Source organism: Nocardia sp. NPDC051463 (assembly GCF_040681975.1).
GTDB lineage: Bacteria > Actinomycetota > Actinomycetes > Mycobacteriales > Mycobacteriaceae > Nocardia.
The window spans coordinates 307,027-324,673 of sequence record NZ_JBFBAB010000003.1; the positions used below are offsets into that span (position 1 = coordinate 307,027).

The window sequence follows — 17,647 nt, forward strand, 5'->3', positions numbered from 1 at the left end:
GTGCGGGTGTCCCGCATCAATTCTGAGGAGATGACTGTGATCGGCAGAGACGACGTCGGCACCATCGATGATCTGCACGCCTCGGCGACCAAGGTCGTCGGGCTGGACGATTTCGGCGACGACGGCTACCGCGAAGGACTGCAGGTACTGCTCGAGTCCTATGCCGAGGACGCGGAGCTGACCCCCTTCGGCAACAAGGTGAATCGCGCATTTCTGCGCGGCGCGCTGATCGCACGACTGCTCAGTGAATCCGCGTGGCAGCGGTTTCCCGAGCACGCCGAGGTGGCGATCGAACGGCCCATCTTCGTGACCGGGCTGCCGCGCTCGGGCACCACGGCGGTGCACCGGCTGCTCAACGCGGACCCGGCGCACCAGGGTCTGGAAATGTGGCTGACCGAGATGCCGCAGCCGCGGCCGCCGCGCGAGACGTGGGCGGACAACCCGGTCTACCAGCGGATCGAGGCCGCGTTCGAGAAACATCACGTGGAGCACCCGGAATTCATGGGTGTGCACCATATTTCGGCCGACCAGGTGGAGGAATGCTGGCAGTTGCTGCGGCAGTCGGCGATGTCGGTGTCCTACGAATGCCTGGGCTATCTGCCCGGCTACTCAGAATGGTTGCGCACACAGGATTGGACCGGCGCCTACCGCAGGCACCGGCGCAACCTGCAGCTGATCGGCTTGCCGGATGCCGGCCGCCGATGGGTGTTGAAGAATCCCAGCCATCTGTTCGCGCTGGACGCGATCTTCGCGACGTACCCGGATGCGCTGGTCATCCAGATGCATCGGGATCCGCGCACCATTATCGGATCGGTGTGCAGCCTCAACGAGCAGGCCTCGGCGGGGTGGTCGGACAAGTTCCGCGGACCCGTCGTCGGCGCGACCCAGTTGGACCTGTGGGCCAGGGGGGCGGACCGGTTCCTCGCCGACCGTAAGCACCACGATGCCGCGCAGTTCTGCGACGTGTACTACGACGATTTCGTCGCCGACCCGATCGGTACCGTCGGCTCGATCTATCAGCACTTCGGTCTGTCATTGAGCGCGGAGGCCGAATCGGCGATGGCGGCGCTGCATTCGGAGAGCACCTCGGGCGCTGCGCGTCCGGCGCACCGCTACACACTGGCGGACTTCGGGCTGACCGCCGATCAGGTCGATGCCCGCTTCGCCGACTATCGCAACGCGCACTTCCCCGGCAGGTAAGCGACTCGGTGGGTCGGATACTGCTCCGTCCCACCGAGATTCGTGCGACGGTTCGGTCCGTGTTCGGGTAGCGCGGAAGATGGTCCGGCATCGTCTCGGCGCGATGCCGTTGCGGCGCGTGCCCGCGTGTGCAAAGCCGGACCCGGCGAACTATCGGCTCACGGCTGCCCGGGTTTGAGCACGATGAACAGGCCGCGTGCCTCGGCGCAGAGCCGGTCGCCGTCGTGCAGGGTGGCGCGTACGAAAACCTTGCGGCCCTCCTGGCGCTCGGCCCAGGCCCGGACCGTCAGTTCGGTGTTGAGCGGGGTGATGGATCGGTAGTCCACGGTGAGGGAGGCGGTTCTGGTCACCGATCCCGCGTGCACCGCCGCGGCCATGCCGAGCAGATCGTCGAAACCGATGGCCACTTGCCCGCCGTGCGCGGCATTATTGCCGCCGAGGTGGAAGGTGCGAAAGGTGACACGGGCGTCGACACCGCTCGCATCGGCGTGGTCGATCATGAAAGGCGGGAGCGTGATGTTTCCGCGGGCGGGCAGATCGAACCTGGTCCAGGCGGGTATGGACCACTCATCGACGATGGCCGCGTCCAGCTTGTCGTTGAGTTGTTTCAGGACGCCGATCGTCTCCAATGCCAGCTCATCGGACGGGCTGGCCAGCCGCACGCGATCCATCAGGCTACGCACTTGCTCGATGAATTCGCCGTAGTGCGGGCCGCCCCGGGTGATGTCGGCATCCTGCTCATCGCGTGCGCCGATCAGCTCGGACATCGGCCGGAACCCGCCCTCGTGATGCTCTTTGTCGGGTAGCGAGTCGCCGGCCTGCTGTTCGTTCATGAGAACACGTTATCGGTTGCCGGCGGAATGCTCGCCGCGCGGGGTCTGCCGCGGCGGGTACCGTCGGGGTGGGCAGATCCACCGATTCCGGGGCACGCAATTCGAGTGTTTCAGCTTGCCGGTTACGATGCTCCTCCATCAGGTCTTCCGAAGAACCCGAAAGACGTCGGTCAGGTGATTGTTCTTCGATCGCCACTTTCCGGCGTGGCTGGCGAAAGGCTTTGTCCCGATGCGTATTACGGCAGTTGTCTTCGATATGGACGGCGTCCTGATCGATTCCGAGCCGGTGTGGGAGCAAGTGCGGCGCGAGTACGTCGCAGAGAAGGGCGGCCGCTGGCTACCGGACACCCAACAGCGCTTGATGGGCATGAGCACAGGGGAGTGGTCGGACTATCTCAGCGGCGAACTCGGCGTCGGTGCGGCACCCGATACGGTGGCCGACGACGTGATCGAGCGGATGGCGCGCCACTACGACCAGGAGGTGCCATTGCTGCCCGGCGCGGTCGCCGCGGTGCAGCGGATGAGCGAGCACTGGCCGCTCGGAGTGGCGAGTTCCTCGCCGCGCACCCTCATAGACACCGTGCTCGGCCGCACGGGATTGATCGAATTCTTCACTGTCACGTTCTCGACCGAGGAAGTGGATCGGGGCAAGCCCGCACCGGATGTGTATGTGGCCGTCGCGGGCTTTCTGCGTCAGAAGTCGACCGAGTGTGCCGCCGTGGAGGATTCGAGCAACGGACTGCGTGCGGCCCATGCGGCGGGCATGCGGGTGATCGCCGCGCCGCGGCCCGAGTACCCGCCCGCGCCGGATGCGCTGGCGTTGGCCGCGCATGTCATCGGTGGGCTCGATGAGCTGACCCCGGACCTGGTTTCCGGATAGGGCCGGGCTTCGCTGCGATCGTTCCTCCTGCGCGTCAGCGCCGGTACGAGGTCAACAGTGTGCGCGCCGCGGTGGCGAGGTCGGTGTCGAGCCAATCGGGCAGCTCGCGGGCATGGGCATGTCGGCGCAGTGCGGCGTAGGGGAGATCGACGACGGCCCGGCTGACGGCGTCGATCTCCCGGTCGCCGTCTGTGCCGAGGAGGTCGCGGGCCAGGCGCCGCAGGTGCTCGAACAAAGGCGCGTTCATCCGGTCGAGGCGGCCGCGAAACTCCGCGTCGGGGCCGCCGTCGAGTAGGTCGCTCGGACGCAGGTTGAGCAGAAGCTTTGCGTCGTCCGGCAATTCGCGACCGAATCGAACGGCTGCCACCGCCATCGCCACCCCTGCCTCGACCGGGTCTCGGTCGCCCGCGCCCGCCATAACGCGCTCCTGAAAGCGTGTGAGCGCGCGCAACCACGCTTCGGTGAGAACGCCGTTGCGGTTGCCGAAGCGGTGGTACAGCGTGCCGACGGGCGCGCCGCTCGCCGCGGCGATCGCCGCGACACTGGCCGCTCGGGGGCCGTCGGCGAGCACGAGGGTGCGCGCTGCGTCGAGGATCACATCGGTGTCGTGCTTGCGGGGTGGCGCCATGTACTAGTACGTTCCTTCTATATGGAGCGATTGCCCTACATTGATGAGCATGCCAGATCGATCGACGCGAATCGGGATCGGGCATGGAAAGCGCTGCTGAAAGTCATGTGCAAGGACCCGGACGACCCGTCTCATCCGCCGACGGGATTCCAGCTCGACGCGGCCGACGCACCCGCACGGCTGGCGTTGTCGGGCAGGCACTGGTTCTCGCGCTACGCGCTGATCTTCGAACTCGACGAAGAGGGGCCGAGCCGGACTCGGATCCGGGCGCAGTCGTGGGGCGAGTTCCCCGGCCTGCACGGCAAGATCTACCGAGCGCTGGTGATCGGGAGCGGCGGTCACCAGGTGGTCGTGCGCCGGTTGCTGCGCCAGATAGCGGCGGCAGCATGATCCCCGGGTTGGTCTGGGGCGCGACCGAGGCCGAGTGTGAACAACCCCTGCCGTGCGACGCGCTGGAATTCGATGGGGTGCAAGCGGACCGGGCCATCAGCATCGACGCATCACCACAGGTGGTCTACGCCTGGCTGTGTCAGCTTCGCGTAGCGCCCTATAGCTACGATCTGCTCGACCGCTTGGGCCGCCGCAGCCCGCGCCGCCGTGACCCCGAGCTCACCGAACTCGAAGTGGGGCAACGTTTCATGTCCCAGTTCGATCTGGTGTCCTTCGTCCTCGGCAGGCATATCACGCTGGTCACCGGCAAAGTGTGCGTCACCTACGCGGTGCGGCCCGAGGGCAGCGGAACCCGTCTCGTGGTTCGGATGCATTGTGGCGCACCGTGGATCGTCGCGCGAGCGCTGGCGCTCGGTGACCTGATCATGATGCGCAAGCAGCTGCTGACGTTGAAGAAGCTGGCTGAGGCGGAACAGCGCGCTCTCGCATGATGTGCGGGCCTCGGTGTGCCGGGGCCCGCGATTCGAGACCGCCTCGGATGGTGGGCGGGAGATTCGGGCATGATCCAGCTATGGCGCATTTTGTTCAGCTCGGCGATGTTCGGACCTGGTATGACGAGGTCGGTGCCGGGGATCCGGTGTTGCTGCTGCACGGCGGGTTCGTGGACTCACGCTCGTTCGATCCCGCCGTGGCAGGCCTCGCCGAACACTTCCACGTGTACCGGATGGATCGGCGTGGACATGGGCGGACGCCGGATGTCGAAGGACCGATCTCCTACGAGCTGATGGCACAGGACACCATTGCCTTCCTCGACAAAGTCGTCGGCCGATCCGCGCATCTGGTCGGCTACAGCGACGGCGCGATCGTCGCACTTATTGTTGCGATACAGCGCCCCGATCTGGTGGGCAAACTGGTCTCGATCAGTGGAAACTTCCATCGCGACGGCCTGCTGCCCGGCGTGCTCGACGGATTCGCGCACGAAGAGCCGATGCAGCGCCTCGCGGCCCGCTATGGCGAGGTCTCACCGGACGGCGAAGCCCACTTCCGGGTTATCGCCGAGAAGTTGCAGCGGATGGCGCGCGCGGAGCCGAATCTGACGGTCGAGGACCTGTCGGTCATCGCGAGCCGCACCCTCGTCGTCGTCGCGGACGATGACGCGATGAGTCTCGAACACACCATCGCGCTCTACCGCGCGATCCCGAACTCCGAGCTGGCTGTCGTGCACGGTGCTTCGCACCTGTTGGTCGTGGAGAAGCCCGCTGAGGTGTACCGCGCAGTCGGCGCATTCCTGACCTCCGAGCCGCCGCGGACCTGGCAGCCGATTCGTCGAGCGTGACCTGAGCCGCCCCCGCGACGTGTCGAACCGCGATGGCTTACGTGCGCGGCGGACTGTCGAAGACGAGACAGGTGTGCAGACGGCCTTGTCGCCGGTGCCGTCCACCCGTTTCACGACGTGGTCGGCACCCGGCGTGCCGCACGGCACAAAGGGATGTCGGCGCACTAGCTCGGCTCGGCATCCGACCCTTCGCTCGATGTCCGTTCGCACTCCGCCACTCGGCCGAGCAGCAGCGCCCGCTCGGCATCATTGCCGGTCAGTGTTGCGGCGCGGGTGAACTCGGCGCGGGCCTCGTGGTGTCGGCCGAGGTGCGCGAGCAGGTCGCCCCGGACGGCGGGCAGCAGGTGGTAGCTGTCGAGCACGCCGGCCGCGACCAGTGCGTCCACGAGTTCGAGTCCGGCGGCGGGGCCGTGCACCTTGCTCACCGCCACAGCTCGATTGAGTTCGACGATGGGGGATGGGAACCGTTCGGCGAGAACCGCATACAAGCCTGCGATACGTCGCCAGTCGGTCTGCTCGGCGCTGGGCGCCAAGGCGTGGACTGCGGCGATGGCCGCCTGCAGGGTGTAGCGGCCCGGTGGCAGGCCGCGGTTCCGATCGATCGCGTGGGCGCGGCCGAGGGCGGCGAAGCCGCGGCGGATCAGCAGGTGGTCCCAGCGGGATCGTTCCTGATCTGCCAGCAGGACCAGGGTTTTCGCCGGACCGATGCGAGCCCGCGAGCGCGAGGCCTGCAGTTCCAGCAGCGCGACGAGACCGTGCGCTTCCGCCTCTTCCGGCATGAGCATGGCGAGCATTCGTGCCAACCGGAGCGCGTCTTCGCACAGCTCGACGCGGAGCAAATCCGCGCCCGCGGTTGCCGAGTATCCCTCGTTGAAGATCAGATAGATGACCTCGAGCGCGGAGTCGAGGCGGCCGGCCAGCGCTGCACCGTGTGGTACCGCATACGGGATGCGGCGTGCGGCGATCGTCCGCTTGGCGCGCACGATGCGTTGGGCGACAGTCGATTCCGAGACCACGAACGCCCGCGCGATTTCCTCGGTGGTCAGGCCGCCGACCAGGCGCAGCGTCAAGGCAACGCGCGCCTGCGACGACAGCACCGGATGGCAGGCGGTGAAGATCATCCGCAGCAGATCGTCCTCGATCGCCGGGGCCGGATCCAGCGCCACCAGCAGGCCCGGCTGCTCCTGCTGCTCGGTCGCGAGTTCGCGACCGAGCAGCGTGACCTTGCGCGCGAAGGTCTGGTTGCGCCGGACCAGATCGATCGCCCGATGCTTCGCGGTGAGCATGAGCCAGCCGCCCGGATTCGGCGGCACCCCGTCGCGTGGCCACTGCTCCAACGCGGCGACCAGCGCGTCCTGTGCCAGTTCCTCGGCGGTGTCGATATCGCCGACGATGCGCGTCAGGCCCGCGACCAGGCGCGGCCACTCCATCCGCCACACCGCCTCGACGACGCGACCCGGGTGCTGTCCGGACGGCTGCTCACGACTCATCGGCGGGAGTCCGATCAGGCGGGCTCGTCGAGCTGTCGAATTTCGACGTCGACCTCCCAGTCCGGTCCGTGGGCCTCGAGGAAGCGCGACGACCATTCCACCGCTTCCGCCTTCGACTTGGCCTGCAGCAGAAAGTATCCGCCGACCACCTCTTTGGACTCGGTGAACGGCCCGTCGAGCACGGTGAGCTTTCCGCCGGACAGCGAGATCCGCGTCGCCTCGGCGATCGGGTGCAGTCCCGCGGTGTCCAGCAGCGCCCCCGCCTTGGTCATGTCCTCGATCACCTTGCCGATGGCTTCCATCATGGCGTCGTCCGGCACCTCCGCGGGAGCGGTGGAGCTATCGAGGCGGATCAGCATCATGTAACGCATAGCGGCATCCTTTGCTCGTCGTCGTCAGGATCGTCCGATCCTCACTCCACTGCATCGAACGGCCACGGCCGGAATCGACATCACCCGGGAACTTTCCGCGAATCGGTCGCTGCGCTGGCCTGGGCACAGCACCGATCCTGCCACTCGCGGACTAGCCGGGGTGCGGTCGGCCAGTTCGGCGCAGGTTGCCGACCGTCAGTGGCTGGGCTCGGTGTCGGTCGGCGCTGTCCACGGGCCGGTGTGGTGGGCGGCGCGGGCGGTCCAGCGGCCGTGGTCGTAGGTGACTCGGACCGGGTGGTCGAAGGCGGCGGTGACGTTGTCGGTGGTGACCGTGGCGATGGCGGGGCCGTAGGCGACGGTGCGGCCGTCCGCGATGAGCAGAGCGTGGGTGGTGGTGCTCGGGAGTTCCTCGAGGTGGTGGGTGACCAGCACCGAGGCGACCTCGGGGTGCGTGTCGCCGAGGGTGTCGATGGTTTCCAGCAATTGTTCGCGGGCCGCCACGTCCAAGCCGGTGGACGGCTCGTCGAGCAGCAGCAGGCGCGGCTGCGCGATGAGGGCGCGGGCGATGAGGGTGCGACCGCGTTCGCCCTGGGACAGGGTGGGCCAGGTGTCTTCGGCTTTGCCTTTGAGGCCGATGGTGTCGATCATGGCGTCGGCGCGGCGCAATTCGTCAGCGGTCGGGGTCCAGCGCATCGGGGTGTCGATGGTTGCGGTGATGCCGGTCAGCACAACCTGACGAATCGTGAGCGGGTACTGCAGGGGGTGGCGGGGATTGACGTGACCGATGGCATGGCGCAGGCGCGCCAGTTCGACCCGGCCGAGTTGCTCCCCGAGCACCCGGACCGTGCCGGAAGTCGGGAAGGTGACCGCGCCGCAGAACCCGAGCAGGGTGCTCTTGCCCGCGCCGTTCGGGCCGAGCAGGGCCCAGTGCTCGCCCGCGTGCACGGTGAGCGAGATGCCGTCGATGATTTGTTTGCCCTCGCGGCGGAATGTCACGTCCGCCAGTTCGAGCACCGGTGTGCGGGTCACGTGAACGCCTCCTTCAATGTCGACAGGTGGGAGCGGCTGAATGCTGCTGCGGCCGTGGAGTTTCGGTGTGCGATCGCATCGGTGAGCCGAATGTGGGCGTCATGGTCGGCCGGTTCGGAGGCAACCGGGCGGATCTTGAGCATGTCGATCATCGCCGTGCGCAGCCGGGGCAGGAAGGTATCGAAAAGCTGGGTCAGTACGTCATTGTGCGCGGCGGCGATGACGGCGCGGTGGAAGGCCATATCGGCATCCACATGCTCGGGGATCGGCCCGCCGCGGGTCTCCCGCGCGGCGAGCGCGCGCCGGATCACGCGCAGATCGGCGGGAGTGCGGCGCTGCGCGGCCAGTGCGGCGGCCTCGGCCTCGATGGCGATGCGGGCCTCGATCACCGAGACGATGGTGGTGCGGCGTAGCACGACGTCCCAGTCCTCGGTGACATCGAGCGCGGTGACGAAGACACCCGCGCCTTGGCGGCTGTCGAGTACACCTTTGCCCGCGAGCTCCCGGATGGCCTCACGCAGTGTCGACCGGCCGACGCCGAGTTGGGCGGCGAGGGTGGTTTCCCCTGGCAACCGGTGACCGAGCGGCCACTCGCCGTCGCGGATGCGCGCCAGGAGCAGTTCAGCGGCCTGTGCTGCCAACGGATGACGTCGCACCTGCGCAGCGGCCGGACTATCGGGGGTCCGATGGCGCGGTGCACCGGGATCTCCGTCCGCCCGCGTGCTGGGAGTAACCATCACAACCTCTCTACTTGTCTGAGGAGTTGTGTATAGTCTAGCCATCATGACGCGCACCATGCTTCTCCTTAGCCGCCACGGCGGGGCCTGAACGACCGGCCCCCCGCCGTGGGGCTTTGTCGTGGCCGGTCACTCCTTTGTGTGACGGCCGAAAGCCAGGAAGCAGACCCGAACATGAGTACCCGCGTTTTCCCCACCATTGCCACACCCGCCGGCGACGTGCCCGCTACTGCCCCCGGGTGGAATCGGCAGCGGCATTCCCAGATGCCGTCGCACCGATATCGCACGGTTTACGACCGCGTGGATGTGCCACTCGCGCACCGTGAATGGCCGAATGCGCGACTCACCCAGGCGCCGCTGTGGGTGCCTGTCGACCTGCGTGACGGTAACCAGGCACTGGCCGAACCGATGGATCCGGCTCGCAAGCAGCGCTTCTTCGAACTGATGGTCGCGATGGGCTACAAGGAGATCGAGGTCGGCTACCCCTCGGCATCGCAGACCGATTTCGACTTCGTCCGGTTGATCGCGGACACCGATATCGCACCGGCGGACGTTGCGATCGTCGTATTCACCCCCGCCCGAAGAGATCTGATCGAGCGCACCGTCGAATCGGTCCGCGGCATCCGCAACGACGTGGTCGTCCACATGTACACCGCGACGGCGCCGACGTGGCGAAACATGGTGCTGGGCAAGGATCGTGACGAACTGCGGGAGTTGATTCTGGCAGGCGGACGCGACGTACTCGCCTTCGCGGGCGACATGCCGAACGTGCGTTTCCAGTTCTCGCCCGAGGTGTTCAACCTGACCGAACCCGACTTCGCGCTCGACATCTGTGACCGCATGACCACGCTGTGGGAGGCGACCCCGCAGCGGCCGGTGATCCTGAATCTGCCCGCGACAGTCGAGGCTGCGACTCCCAACGTGTATGCCGACCAGATCGAGTACATGCACCGGAATCTGGCGCGGCGTGACAGCGTCATTCTTTCGGTGCACCCGCACAATGACCGCGGCACCGCAATCGCCTGCGCCGAACTGGCCCTGCTGGCCGGGGCGCAACGTGTCGAAGGCTGCGTCTTCGGCAACGGCGAGCGCACCGGTAATGTCGACATCGCCACGCTGGCGTTGAATCTGCATGCCCAGGGCGTGGATCCGATGATCGACTTCTCCGATATCGACGAGGTTCGCCGCACGGTCGAGCACTGCACCCGGATGCCCGTCCATGAACGGCATCCGTACGTGGGTGATCTCGTGCACACCGCGTTCTCGGGCACGCATCAGGACGCGATCAAGAAGGGGATGTCCGAGCATCGCGCGCGGGCGGGTGCCACCGGCGTCCCGGAGCGGGAACTCGAGTGGCAGGTCCCTTATCTGCCCATCGATCCTGCCGATATCGGCCGCAGCTACGACGCCGTGATCCGGGTCAATTCGCAATCCGGCAAGGGCGGCATCGCCTATCTGCTGCTCGCCGAATACGGCATGGATCTGCCTCGTCGTCTGCAGATCGATTTCGCGAGACGGGTGCAGGTGCACACTGACGGCACCGGCCGGGAGATCACCGCGGCTGAGCTCTATGACCTGTTCGAGGCGAGCTACCTCGACGCAGTGGACCCGAGCCCGGTCGGTCTGAAGGAGTGGCGAACCCGCGGCGACGGTCCTGACACGAGCACCGAATTCACCCTGGCGGTCGGCGATGTCATCCACCGGACCGAACATCGTGGCATCGGCCCGGTGGCGGCTCTCACCGAGGCGCTTGCGCGCATCGGACATCGGGTCGAGGTGCTGAACCTGACCCAGCAGTCCATCGGTTCCGGCAACGACGGCACGGCCATCACCTACCTCGAGTACCGTGTCGACGGCGGAACCGAATGGTCCTGCGGAAGAAGCGCTTCGGTGCTGGAGGCGACCTTCGCGGCCGTTGTCCGGGCGGCCGCCATCCTCGCGCGGCGGCGCGTGAAGTAGCGGTCGTGGGGCGGGAAGGCCTGTGGCGACCCCCGCCCGCTACCGTCACAGTCGACGAGCGCACGCTCTGCAGGCTCGTCGCGAGTATGCGACATCTTGGGCAAAATGCCCGATATCGGCGGCGCTCGTGCGAAGGTATCCAGCGTGGTGCGGCACGTGTCAGGGAACCTCCCCGCTGAGGTGACGAGCTTCGTCGGTCGGGCCGCGGAGGTTGCCGCGGCCAGGAAGCTGCTGGCCAGCACGCGGCTGCTCACGCTGACCGGGCCGGGCGGGGTGGGCAAGACGCGGCTGAGCAGGCGGGTCGGGGAGGCGGTGCGTCGCGCGTTCCCGGACGGGGTGTGGCTGGTCGAGGTGGCGCACGTCAGCGACGGGGAACTGGTCGCATTCAGCGTCGCGCAGGCGCTCGGGTTGCGCGATGACACGAGTGTGCCGCTGGCCGGGTTGACGGAGTTCCTGGCCGACAAGAGCCTGCTGCTGATTCTCGACAACTGCGAGCACCTCATCGATGCGTGCGCGGCGCTGGTCGATCGGCTGATTCCGGCCACGGCCCAGGTGCGGATTCTCGCGACGAGCCGAGAGCCGCTCGGTGTTTCCGGGGAACAGGTGATGCCGGTGGCTCCGCTGCCGGTGCCCGACCTGGATGAAGGCTCCGATATGGCTGTCGAGGCCGGTTCTGTCGACAGCGAGGCGCTGCGGTTACTCATCGAACGTGCCGCAGCGGCCAATCCGGAATTCCGGGTGACCGACGCCAATCGCGGCGCACTCGCCGCGATCTGTCGTCGGTTGGAGGGGATCCCGCTCGCCCTGGAGTTGGCAGCGCTGCGGTTGCGAATGTTCACACCCCACCAGGTGCTCGCGCGGCTGGACGATGCGATGCGCTTGCTCACCACAGGGCTGCGCACCGCGCCGGAACGGCAGCAAACCCTGGAAGCCGCGATTCGGTGGAGCTACGACCTGTGCACGGCCGATGAGCAGCGCCTGTGGGAGCAGCTCGCGGTATTCGCCGGTGGCTTCGACCTGGAGGCCGCCGAGGCGGTCTGCCTGGTCGATCCGCAGGACGCGCTGCTGGATGCACTGACCGGATTGGTGGAGAAGTCGGTGCTCAATCACCGGCACGATAGTGACGGCACCGGCCGGTACACCATGCTCGAGCCGCTGCGGCAATTCGCGTTGGCCCGGTTGACGGCGCACGGCGATGAGCACACGGTCCGGATCAGGCATGGTGACTACTACTATCGGGTCGCCCAACGCGGACGTACCGATTACTGGGGCGGCCAGGACGTCACCTGGTTCCGTGATGTGACCCGCGAACACGCCAATATGCGTGCGGCACTGCAATTCTCGCTGGCCGACCCGGACGGCGCGCATCGCGGGCTGCAGATCGCCACCGAACTGCGACCGTTCTGGGAGCACTACCGGTTCCTGCTCGAGGGCTATCGCTGGCTGCGCGACGCGCTGGACAAGGACCTGGAACACACCACCGATCGGGCTCGGGCGCTCGCGGCGGCGTCGGTCATCGCGGCCATGCTCTCCGACACTGCCGAGGCAACGCGATTCGCCGGCGAATGCGTCCAGATCGCCACGGAATTGAATGCGGTCGAGGTGCTGGTGGAGGCCACGCTGCTGTCAGCGTTGCTGGCATTCACTGATGCCGATCCGCGCCGCGCTCTCGATATCGCGGAATCGGCCGCGGATCGGGCCCGCGAATGTGCGCATCACGGTGCGGAGATGGAAAGCCTCGCGTTCGCCTATGTCTGCGCGCTGGTGCTCGAAGATGCCCGCGCCGGTGCCATCGCGGAGCGCTTCCTCGCCGAGACCGCCGAGCACGGTTCGCACCTGCTCGGTGGCCTCGGGTACTGGGCGGTGGGGACCGATCAATGGCGTAAAGGCAACCAGGACAAGGCGATCGGTGCGCTGCGGCGGGCGGTCGAGCTGTTTCGGCTCTTCGACCGTTGCGTGTGGACCGCATCCGGCTTCGACGGACTGGCGTGGGTCGCCGCCGCCGACGGTGATCGGATCCGCGCGGCCAGGCTGATGGGCGCGGCGTCGACGGTCCGGTACGGCAGCACCCAGCGGCTAGCGCATGCGATGACCCAGGCGGTCGGGGACAAGGTCCGCGAGCAAGTGCGTGTCGCGATGGGGGACAAGGAGTTCCGTACCGCCTTCGACGCGGGCGCCGCGCTCGGGCTGGACGAAGCCATCGACTACGCGTTGGGCAGCGAGACCAAACCGGCCGCCGCGCCGGCGAAAGCCGTTGCCGCCGATGTGCTCACCCGACGGGAGCGGGATGTGGCCCGATTGATCGCCGCGGGCTACAGCAACAAGGGCATCGCGAGCGAGCTCGTCATCTCGATCCGCACCGCCGAGAGCCACGTCGACCACATCCTCACCAAACTCGGGTTCACCTCCCGAACGCAGATCGCGGGCTGGGTCAGCCAGAATCCGAGCTGAATCGGCGCGGTCAGTCGCCGGTGGCGCCGTCGATACGTTCGCGCAGGAAGTCGGCGTGGCCGTTGTGGCGGGCGTATTCCTCGATCATGTGCACGTAGACCCAGCGCAGGCTGTACTCGGTCGGGTGCCGGGGATGAATGAATGTGTGATCGAGCGGCAGGTCGGCGACAGCGGCATCGGCCAGTTCGATTTCACGATGATAGGCCGCGAAATCCGCGGCAGCGTCGGCCTCGAGGATGTCGTCGAAGTCGCCGTCAGGATTGTCCGTGCTGCAGTAGAGGTAGTCCAGCGTTTCGCCACCCGCGCCGGTGCGGAACCATCCGCCTTCCACCTCGCTCAGGTGCCGGACCAGGCCGAGCAACGATAGCGAGGACGGTGCGACACACCGTTGTTTGAGCTGCTCGGAATTGAGTCTCGCGCACTTGAGCAGCAGTGTCTGACGGTGGAAATCGAGCCACGCCCGCAGCATCTGACGCTCATCGGCGATAAGTGGTGTCTTGCCTCGGTCGATGTCAGGAGCGGTCCACGTCACCGGCCGACTGTAACCCGAAACCGTCGGACACAGCCTGCGAATGAACGGCCCGATGCCGCGGCGCCGATCGGCGCCGCGGCATCGGTGTGGCGGCTGTCGTGGCTGGTGACGGCCGCCTACAGGCCCGCATTCAGGAAGTCGACGACCGCGCGTTCGAACGCTTTTTTCCGCTCGATCTGGACCCAGTGCCCGCACCGGCCGAACAGCCGCAGGTCGGCGTTGGGCAGCTGCCGGGACGGCAGCAGCGCACCCTCGACCGGCGTGACCCGGTCGTCGCGGCCCCATAGCATCAGCACTTCGTGCCGCAGGTTCCGCAGCCGTGCCCACAGCGGCATCGGTTCGGCGAACGCCGGGTTCGCGAAGGTGCGGTATGCGTCTGTGATGGCCGCGATCGCGGCGGGAGCCGAGGCCGCGACGAGCCGGTCGTCGACCAGTTCGTCGGTGAGCACCGCCTCGTCGAAAACCATGGTGCGCAGCCAGCTCAGCACCCGCTCGCGGGTGGGATCCGCGGTGAACTCCAGCAGTCTCCGAATTCCCTCCGACGGCTCGGGTCCGAGCACATTGACCCCGACGCCGCCGGGGGCCATGAGGACGAGGCGCTCGACGCGATCGGGATGCTCGAGCGCGATCAGCGTCGCTACCGCGCCGCCCATGGAATTGCCGAGCAGGTGCACCCGGGGCAACTCCAGTTGATCCAACATGCCGATCACCGCATCGGCGGAAATGCGCAGATAGTTGCGCTCGTACACCTCCGGTCGCTCGCTGGCGCCGAAGCCGGGCTGATCGAGGATCAGGCAGCGGAAGTGCTCGGCGAGCACGGGCAGATTGCCGCCGAAGTTCGCCCACCCGGACACGCCGGGTCCGGAGCCGTGCAGCAGCAACAGTGGCGGACCCGACCCTGCCTCGTGGTAGCGGAGTTTCAACCCGTCTACGGTGATGTGGCGACTGGTCACCTCGGCGCTGAGCATCACACCATCCGATCTTCGACCGGCAGCCCGAACTCGCCGCGGCCGAACATCGCCAAAGCGCGCTCCACGTCGTTGATCACGTGCACGCTGCCCGCATGGGCGTCGCGCCAATGCCGTTCGATCGTATTGGGTTTGCGAATCGAATGGCCGCCGGAATTATCGAACAGCAGCTCGATCGCCGCGATCGCGCGTTCGGTGCCACGCACCTGGTCACGGCGGGTGCGTAGGCGCACCTCGTCCGGAATCTCCTCGCCCGCTTCGGCATAGCGCAATTGCTCGGAGATATTGCGCTCCATCTGCAGGATCGCGGCATCGATCTCGGAGCCGGCGCGGGCGACCCGCACATGCGCGAAACCGTCTTCGGCGACCTTCTGCCCGCCGTAGGACAGCCGCACCCGCTCCCGCATCATCTCGATGTGCGCCTGATAGGCGCCCTGTGCGGCGCCGATGATCGGCGCGGTGATGGTGTTGGAGAACACCCCGGCGAACGGAATCTTGTACAGCGCAGCAGGATTGGCCTCTTGGCCCGGTCCGCGCAGCTGAGACTGCTCGGTGGCGCTGTACGCACGGTGGTGAGGCACGAACGCCTTTTCGATCACGATGTCGTTGCTGCCGGTGCCGGACAGGCCGACGACATGCCACACATCATCGATCAGGTAGTCCGCGCGCGGTACCAGAATCGTCAAGTAGTCACGGGGATTGCCGTTCTCGTCCGGCGCGAGCGCGCCGAGGAAAGCCCATTGCGCGTGGTCACATCCGGAGGAGAAACTCCACCGGCCGCTGACCTCGTAGCCGCCCTCGACGGGAGTGAGCCGCCCGGTCGGGGCGTAGGACGACGAGATCAAGGTGTCGGAATCCGCGCCCCACACCTCTTCCTGTGCCTGCAACGGGAACAGTGCGAGCTGCCACGGATGCACGCCGAGCACCGAGGAGACCCACCCGGTGGACGGGCACGCGGAGGCGATCGCACGAATGACCTCGTAGAACGCGACGGGCGAGACCTCGTCGCCGCCGAAGCGCGATGGCTGCAACATCCGGTACACCCCGGCCTCGGTCAGCTCTTTGATGCTCGCCACGGGAACGCGCCGCTGCGCGTCGGTATCCGCGGCTCGCTCCCGGATCGCCGGAAGCAGATCCCGGACCCGATCGAGCACCTTGTTGGTCATGACGGGTGTCCTCCTGTGGTTCTGGCTGCGACGCGAAAAGCGCCATGCTCTGACGCTATGTGCGTCCGGGGCGGTGCAACGGCGACAGTCCCGGTGATCGGAACCGTGTCGGCCGGTCAGATGTTCGCGGCCGCGGCTGTTCCGGCTTTGCGGCCGAAGAAGGTGCCGTCGCCGAGGGAGGTGCCGCTGATGTAGCCCTCGCCGTGCAGACCGGAGCTCGCGCGGCCCGCGGCGAACAGGCCGGGGATGGGTGCACCGTCGAGATCGAGCACCTGGCCGTCGATGGTGGTATGCAGGCCGCCGAGGGTGAACACAGAAGCGCCCGTGCCGCGGCGGTTGCCGGATTCCGCGGGTGGGCGGACGCCGGCTTTGATATCGATCGCGGCCAGCGGCGGGGTGAGTGGACGCAGCCAGCGTTCGGACTTGTGGAAATCGGGATCTGCGCCGCGTGCGGCGAAGTCGTTGTATCGCTGGATCTGGGTGGTCAGCGCGCCCGGTGCCAGGCCGAGCAGGTCGTCCAGCTCGGCCGCCGATTCGGCGACATGTGTCGGACGAACGCCCCAGCGTTCCCGTTCCGGCACCTCGTCGTAGCCCTGCTCGTCGAGCACCACCCACACCTTCATGTCCTGCCGGAACAGTGCCGCCTGGCCGATGCGTCCGGGATAGGTGTCTTCGTTGATGAATCGGCTGCCGTGCTCGTTGACGATCATCCCACGCGCGGCGAAGGCGGGAACGAGTGAGATGCCGACCTGCCCGGCCGCCATGTGCCGAACCGCAGCGCCCGCAGCCTGCGCCAGTCGGATCCCGCTGCCGTCGTCGGTGCCCGCACTGACCTTGGTGTGTCCGAGCAAGCGTGGTGCGTTGGCGGCGAGCATGTCGTCGTTGTCGACGAAACCACCTGTGGTCAGCACGCATCCGCGCCGAGCCCGGATGGTGAGCTCTTTGCCGTAGCGGCGTGCCACCGCACCGACGACGCCGCCGTCCGCGCCGATAATCAGATTGGTGACGTAGGTGTCGTATTGTGCTGTCGCGCCAGCAGATTCGGCCGCATCGACCAGGGTGTCCATCAGCAGCCTGCCACCGAAGTCGTTCGCCGTCGGCCGGTGGCCGCGCGGTGCCGGGGTGGCGATTTCGGTGAACGGCCAGCTGTTCTCGCCGAGCCACATCAGTCCGTCGTCAGTGGGCGGCACCCACGCGGGCGAATCCCACAAGCGAGGTGTGAACGGCACGCCACGATCGACCAGCCAATGGAAATGCGCCACGCTGTGCTCGCTGTAGTGCGTGATCTTCTGCTCGTCGGCGCCCGGCCCGAGCGCGGCAAGCAGGAAGGCCGCCATCTGTTCGGGGCTGTCGTCGAATCCGCAGGCCTGCTGGATCGGAGTGCCGCCGCCGAGGTAGATCTCACCGCCGGACATGGCCGATGCCCCGCCCGCACCACCCGCCCGGTCGAGCACCAGCACGTCGGCGCCGGTGTGCGCCGCCTCGAACGCCGCTGACGCACCGGCACAGCCGTAGCCGACGACCAGTACGTCGGTCTCGATGTCGTAGTGGTTCACCTCAGCGGTGGCGCGCGGCGCCACCGAATTCCGGACCGTCATCGGCCCGACATTTCCGGCCGCAGGGCGGGCGACGGTATCGACCATCTCGGTAGCCGACTCGGCCCTCCCGGTCAGTGGG

The 17,647-nt window shown here is 67.2% G+C and carries 17 protein-coding genes; 7 read left to right on the plus strand and 10 right to left on the minus strand.

Going from position 1 to position 17,647, the window contains the following annotated elements:
• The first annotated feature begins 30 nt into the window (after positions 1-30).
• Positions 31-1,200: a sulfotransferase gene (locus tag AB0M74_RS08715; RefSeq protein WP_364903486.1), complete on the plus strand. Its 1,170-nt coding sequence runs from the start codon at positions 31-33 to the stop codon at positions 1,198-1,200.
• Positions 1,201-1,358: 158 nt separating this feature from the next.
• Here AB0M74_RS08715 and AB0M74_RS08720 read toward each other — a convergent pair whose 3' ends face one another.
• Positions 1,359-2,033: a PaaI family thioesterase gene (locus tag AB0M74_RS08720; protein WP_364903488.1), complete on the minus strand. Its 675-nt coding sequence runs from the start codon at positions 2,031-2,033 to the stop codon at positions 1,359-1,361.
• Between the two features lie 229 nt (positions 2,034-2,262).
• Between AB0M74_RS08720 and AB0M74_RS08725 the strand changes: the two genes are divergently transcribed.
• Positions 2,263-2,913 (plus strand): HAD family phosphatase, encoded by a 651-nt coding sequence (locus AB0M74_RS08725; protein WP_364903491.1) that lies wholly within the window; start codon positions 2,263-2,265, stop codon positions 2,911-2,913.
• Positions 2,914-2,947: 34 nt separating this feature from the next.
• Here AB0M74_RS08725 and AB0M74_RS08730 read toward each other — a convergent pair whose 3' ends face one another.
• Positions 2,948-3,541, minus strand: a complete 594-nt coding sequence (locus AB0M74_RS08730; protein ID WP_364903494.1) for a TetR family transcriptional regulator — start codon at positions 3,539-3,541, stop codon at positions 2,948-2,950.
• Positions 3,542-3,562: 21 nt separating this feature from the next.
• Between AB0M74_RS08730 and AB0M74_RS08735 the strand changes: the two genes are divergently transcribed.
• The 3 genes from AB0M74_RS08735 (at position 3,563) to AB0M74_RS08745 (ending at position 5,267) form a co-directional block, all read left to right on the plus strand.
• Entirely contained in the window at positions 3,563-3,931 is a 369-nt protein-coding gene (locus AB0M74_RS08735) for a hypothetical protein (RefSeq protein ID WP_364903497.1), read from the plus strand.
• Positions 3,928-4,422, plus strand: coding sequence for a hypothetical protein (locus AB0M74_RS08740; protein WP_364903500.1), 495 nt, complete (start codon positions 3,928-3,930; stop codon positions 4,420-4,422). Before AB0M74_RS08735 ends, AB0M74_RS08740 begins: the two co-directional genes overlap by 4 nt.
• An 80-nt stretch (positions 4,423-4,502) precedes the next feature.
• Entirely contained in the window at positions 4,503-5,267 is a 765-nt protein-coding gene (locus AB0M74_RS08745; RefSeq protein WP_364903501.1) for an alpha/beta hydrolase, read from the plus strand.
• A gap of 164 nt (positions 5,268-5,431) precedes the next feature.
• Here AB0M74_RS08745 and AB0M74_RS08750 read toward each other — a convergent pair whose 3' ends face one another.
• The 4 genes from AB0M74_RS08750 to AB0M74_RS08765 form a co-directional block, all read right to left on the minus strand.
• Positions 5,432-6,757 carry an RNA polymerase sigma factor gene (locus tag AB0M74_RS08750; RefSeq protein ID WP_364903504.1) on the minus strand — a complete coding sequence of 442 codons (1,326 nt, stop codon included), beginning with the start codon at positions 6,755-6,757 and terminating at the stop codon, positions 5,432-5,434.
• A gap of 14 nt (positions 6,758-6,771) precedes the next feature.
• Positions 6,772-7,128 (minus strand): YciI family protein, encoded by a 357-nt coding sequence (locus AB0M74_RS08755; RefSeq protein WP_364903509.1) that lies wholly within the window; start codon positions 7,126-7,128, stop codon positions 6,772-6,774.
• A gap of 195 nt (positions 7,129-7,323) precedes the next feature.
• On the minus strand, positions 7,324-8,157 hold the full coding sequence (locus AB0M74_RS08760; protein WP_364903512.1) for an ATP-binding cassette domain-containing protein: 834 nt from the start codon (positions 8,155-8,157) through the stop codon (positions 7,324-7,326).
• Entirely contained in the window at positions 8,154-8,894 is a 741-nt protein-coding gene (locus AB0M74_RS08765; protein ID WP_364903516.1) for an FCD domain-containing protein, read from the minus strand. Before AB0M74_RS08765 ends, AB0M74_RS08760 begins: the two co-directional genes overlap by 4 nt.
• A gap of 174 nt (positions 8,895-9,068) precedes the next feature.
• On the opposite strand from AB0M74_RS08765, the gene AB0M74_RS08770 reads away from it, so the two are divergent.
• Positions 9,069-10,853: a 2-isopropylmalate synthase gene (locus tag AB0M74_RS08770; RefSeq protein ID WP_364903519.1), complete on the plus strand. Its 1,785-nt coding sequence runs from the start codon at positions 9,069-9,071 to the stop codon at positions 10,851-10,853.
• Positions 10,854-10,958: 105 nt separating this feature from the next.
• A complete protein-coding gene (locus AB0M74_RS08775) occupies positions 10,959-13,304 on the plus strand; it encodes a LuxR C-terminal-related transcriptional regulator (protein ID WP_364903522.1) in 2,346 nt (781 codons plus the stop codon).
• A 10-nt stretch (positions 13,305-13,314) separates the two neighbouring features.
• On the opposite strand, the gene AB0M74_RS08780 is transcribed toward AB0M74_RS08775, so the two are convergent.
• From AB0M74_RS08780 to AB0M74_RS08795, 4 genes are all read right to left on the minus strand, one after another.
• A complete protein-coding gene (locus tag AB0M74_RS08780) occupies positions 13,315-13,836 on the minus strand; it encodes a DinB family protein (RefSeq protein WP_364903525.1) in 522 nt (173 codons plus the stop codon).
• 116 nt (positions 13,837-13,952) lie between these two features.
• Positions 13,953-14,804 (minus strand): alpha/beta fold hydrolase, encoded by an 852-nt coding sequence (locus AB0M74_RS08785; RefSeq protein ID WP_364903528.1) that lies wholly within the window; start codon positions 14,802-14,804, stop codon positions 13,953-13,955.
• On the minus strand, positions 14,804-15,970 hold the full coding sequence (gene hsaA / locus AB0M74_RS08790) for a 3-hydroxy-9,10-secoandrosta-1,3,5(10)-triene-9,17-dione monooxygenase oxygenase subunit (RefSeq protein WP_364903532.1): 1,167 nt from the start codon (positions 15,968-15,970) through the stop codon (positions 14,804-14,806). Before hsaA ends, AB0M74_RS08785 begins: the two co-directional genes overlap by 1 nt.
• 116 nt (positions 15,971-16,086) lie before the next feature.
• Positions 16,087-17,568, minus strand: a complete 1,482-nt coding sequence (locus tag AB0M74_RS08795; protein WP_364903678.1) for an FAD-dependent oxidoreductase — start codon at positions 17,566-17,568, stop codon at positions 16,087-16,089.
• Between the last annotated feature and the right edge of the window lie 79 nt (positions 17,569-17,647).

Coding starts and splice junctions, on each gene's coding strand:
- AB0M74_RS08715 (WP_364903486.1), top strand. CDS start 31: ATGACTGTGATCGGCAGAGACGACGTCGGCACCATCGATGATCTGCAC.
- AB0M74_RS08720 (WP_364903488.1), bottom strand. CDS start 2,033: ATGAACGAACAGCAGGCCGGCGACTCGCTACCCGACAAAGAGCATCAC.
- AB0M74_RS08725 (WP_364903491.1), top strand. CDS start 2,263: ATGCGTATTACGGCAGTTGTCTTCGATATGGACGGCGTCCTGATCGAT.
- AB0M74_RS08730 (WP_364903494.1), bottom strand. CDS start 3,541: ATGGCGCCACCCCGCAAGCACGACACCGATGTGATCCTCGACGCAGCG.
- AB0M74_RS08735 (WP_364903497.1), top strand. CDS start 3,563: ATGGAGCGATTGCCCTACATTGATGAGCATGCCAGATCGATCGACGCG.
- AB0M74_RS08740 (WP_364903500.1), top strand. CDS start 3,928: ATGATCCCCGGGTTGGTCTGGGGCGCGACCGAGGCCGAGTGTGAACAA.
- AB0M74_RS08745 (WP_364903501.1), top strand. CDS start 4,503: ATGGCGCATTTTGTTCAGCTCGGCGATGTTCGGACCTGGTATGACGAG.
- AB0M74_RS08750 (WP_364903504.1), bottom strand. CDS start 6,757: ATGAGTCGTGAGCAGCCGTCCGGACAGCACCCGGGTCGCGTCGTCGAG.
- AB0M74_RS08755 (WP_364903509.1), bottom strand. CDS start 7,128: ATGCGTTACATGATGCTGATCCGCCTCGATAGCTCCACCGCTCCCGCG.
- AB0M74_RS08765 (WP_364903516.1), bottom strand. CDS start 8,894: ATGGTTACTCCCAGCACGCGGGCGGACGGAGATCCCGGTGCACCGCGC.
- AB0M74_RS08770 (WP_364903519.1), top strand. CDS start 9,069: ATGAGTACCCGCGTTTTCCCCACCATTGCCACACCCGCCGGCGACGTG.
- AB0M74_RS08775 (WP_364903522.1), top strand. CDS start 10,959: ATGCCCGATATCGGCGGCGCTCGTGCGAAGGTATCCAGCGTGGTGCGG.
- AB0M74_RS08785 (WP_364903528.1), bottom strand. CDS start 14,804: ATGCTCAGCGCCGAGGTGACCAGTCGCCACATCACCGTAGACGGGTTG.
- hsaA (WP_364903532.1), bottom strand. CDS start 15,970: ATGACCAACAAGGTGCTCGATCGGGTCCGGGATCTGCTTCCGGCGATC.
- AB0M74_RS08795 (WP_364903678.1), bottom strand. CDS start 17,568: ATGACGGTCCGGAATTCGGTGGCGCCGCGCGCCACCGCTGAGGTGAAC.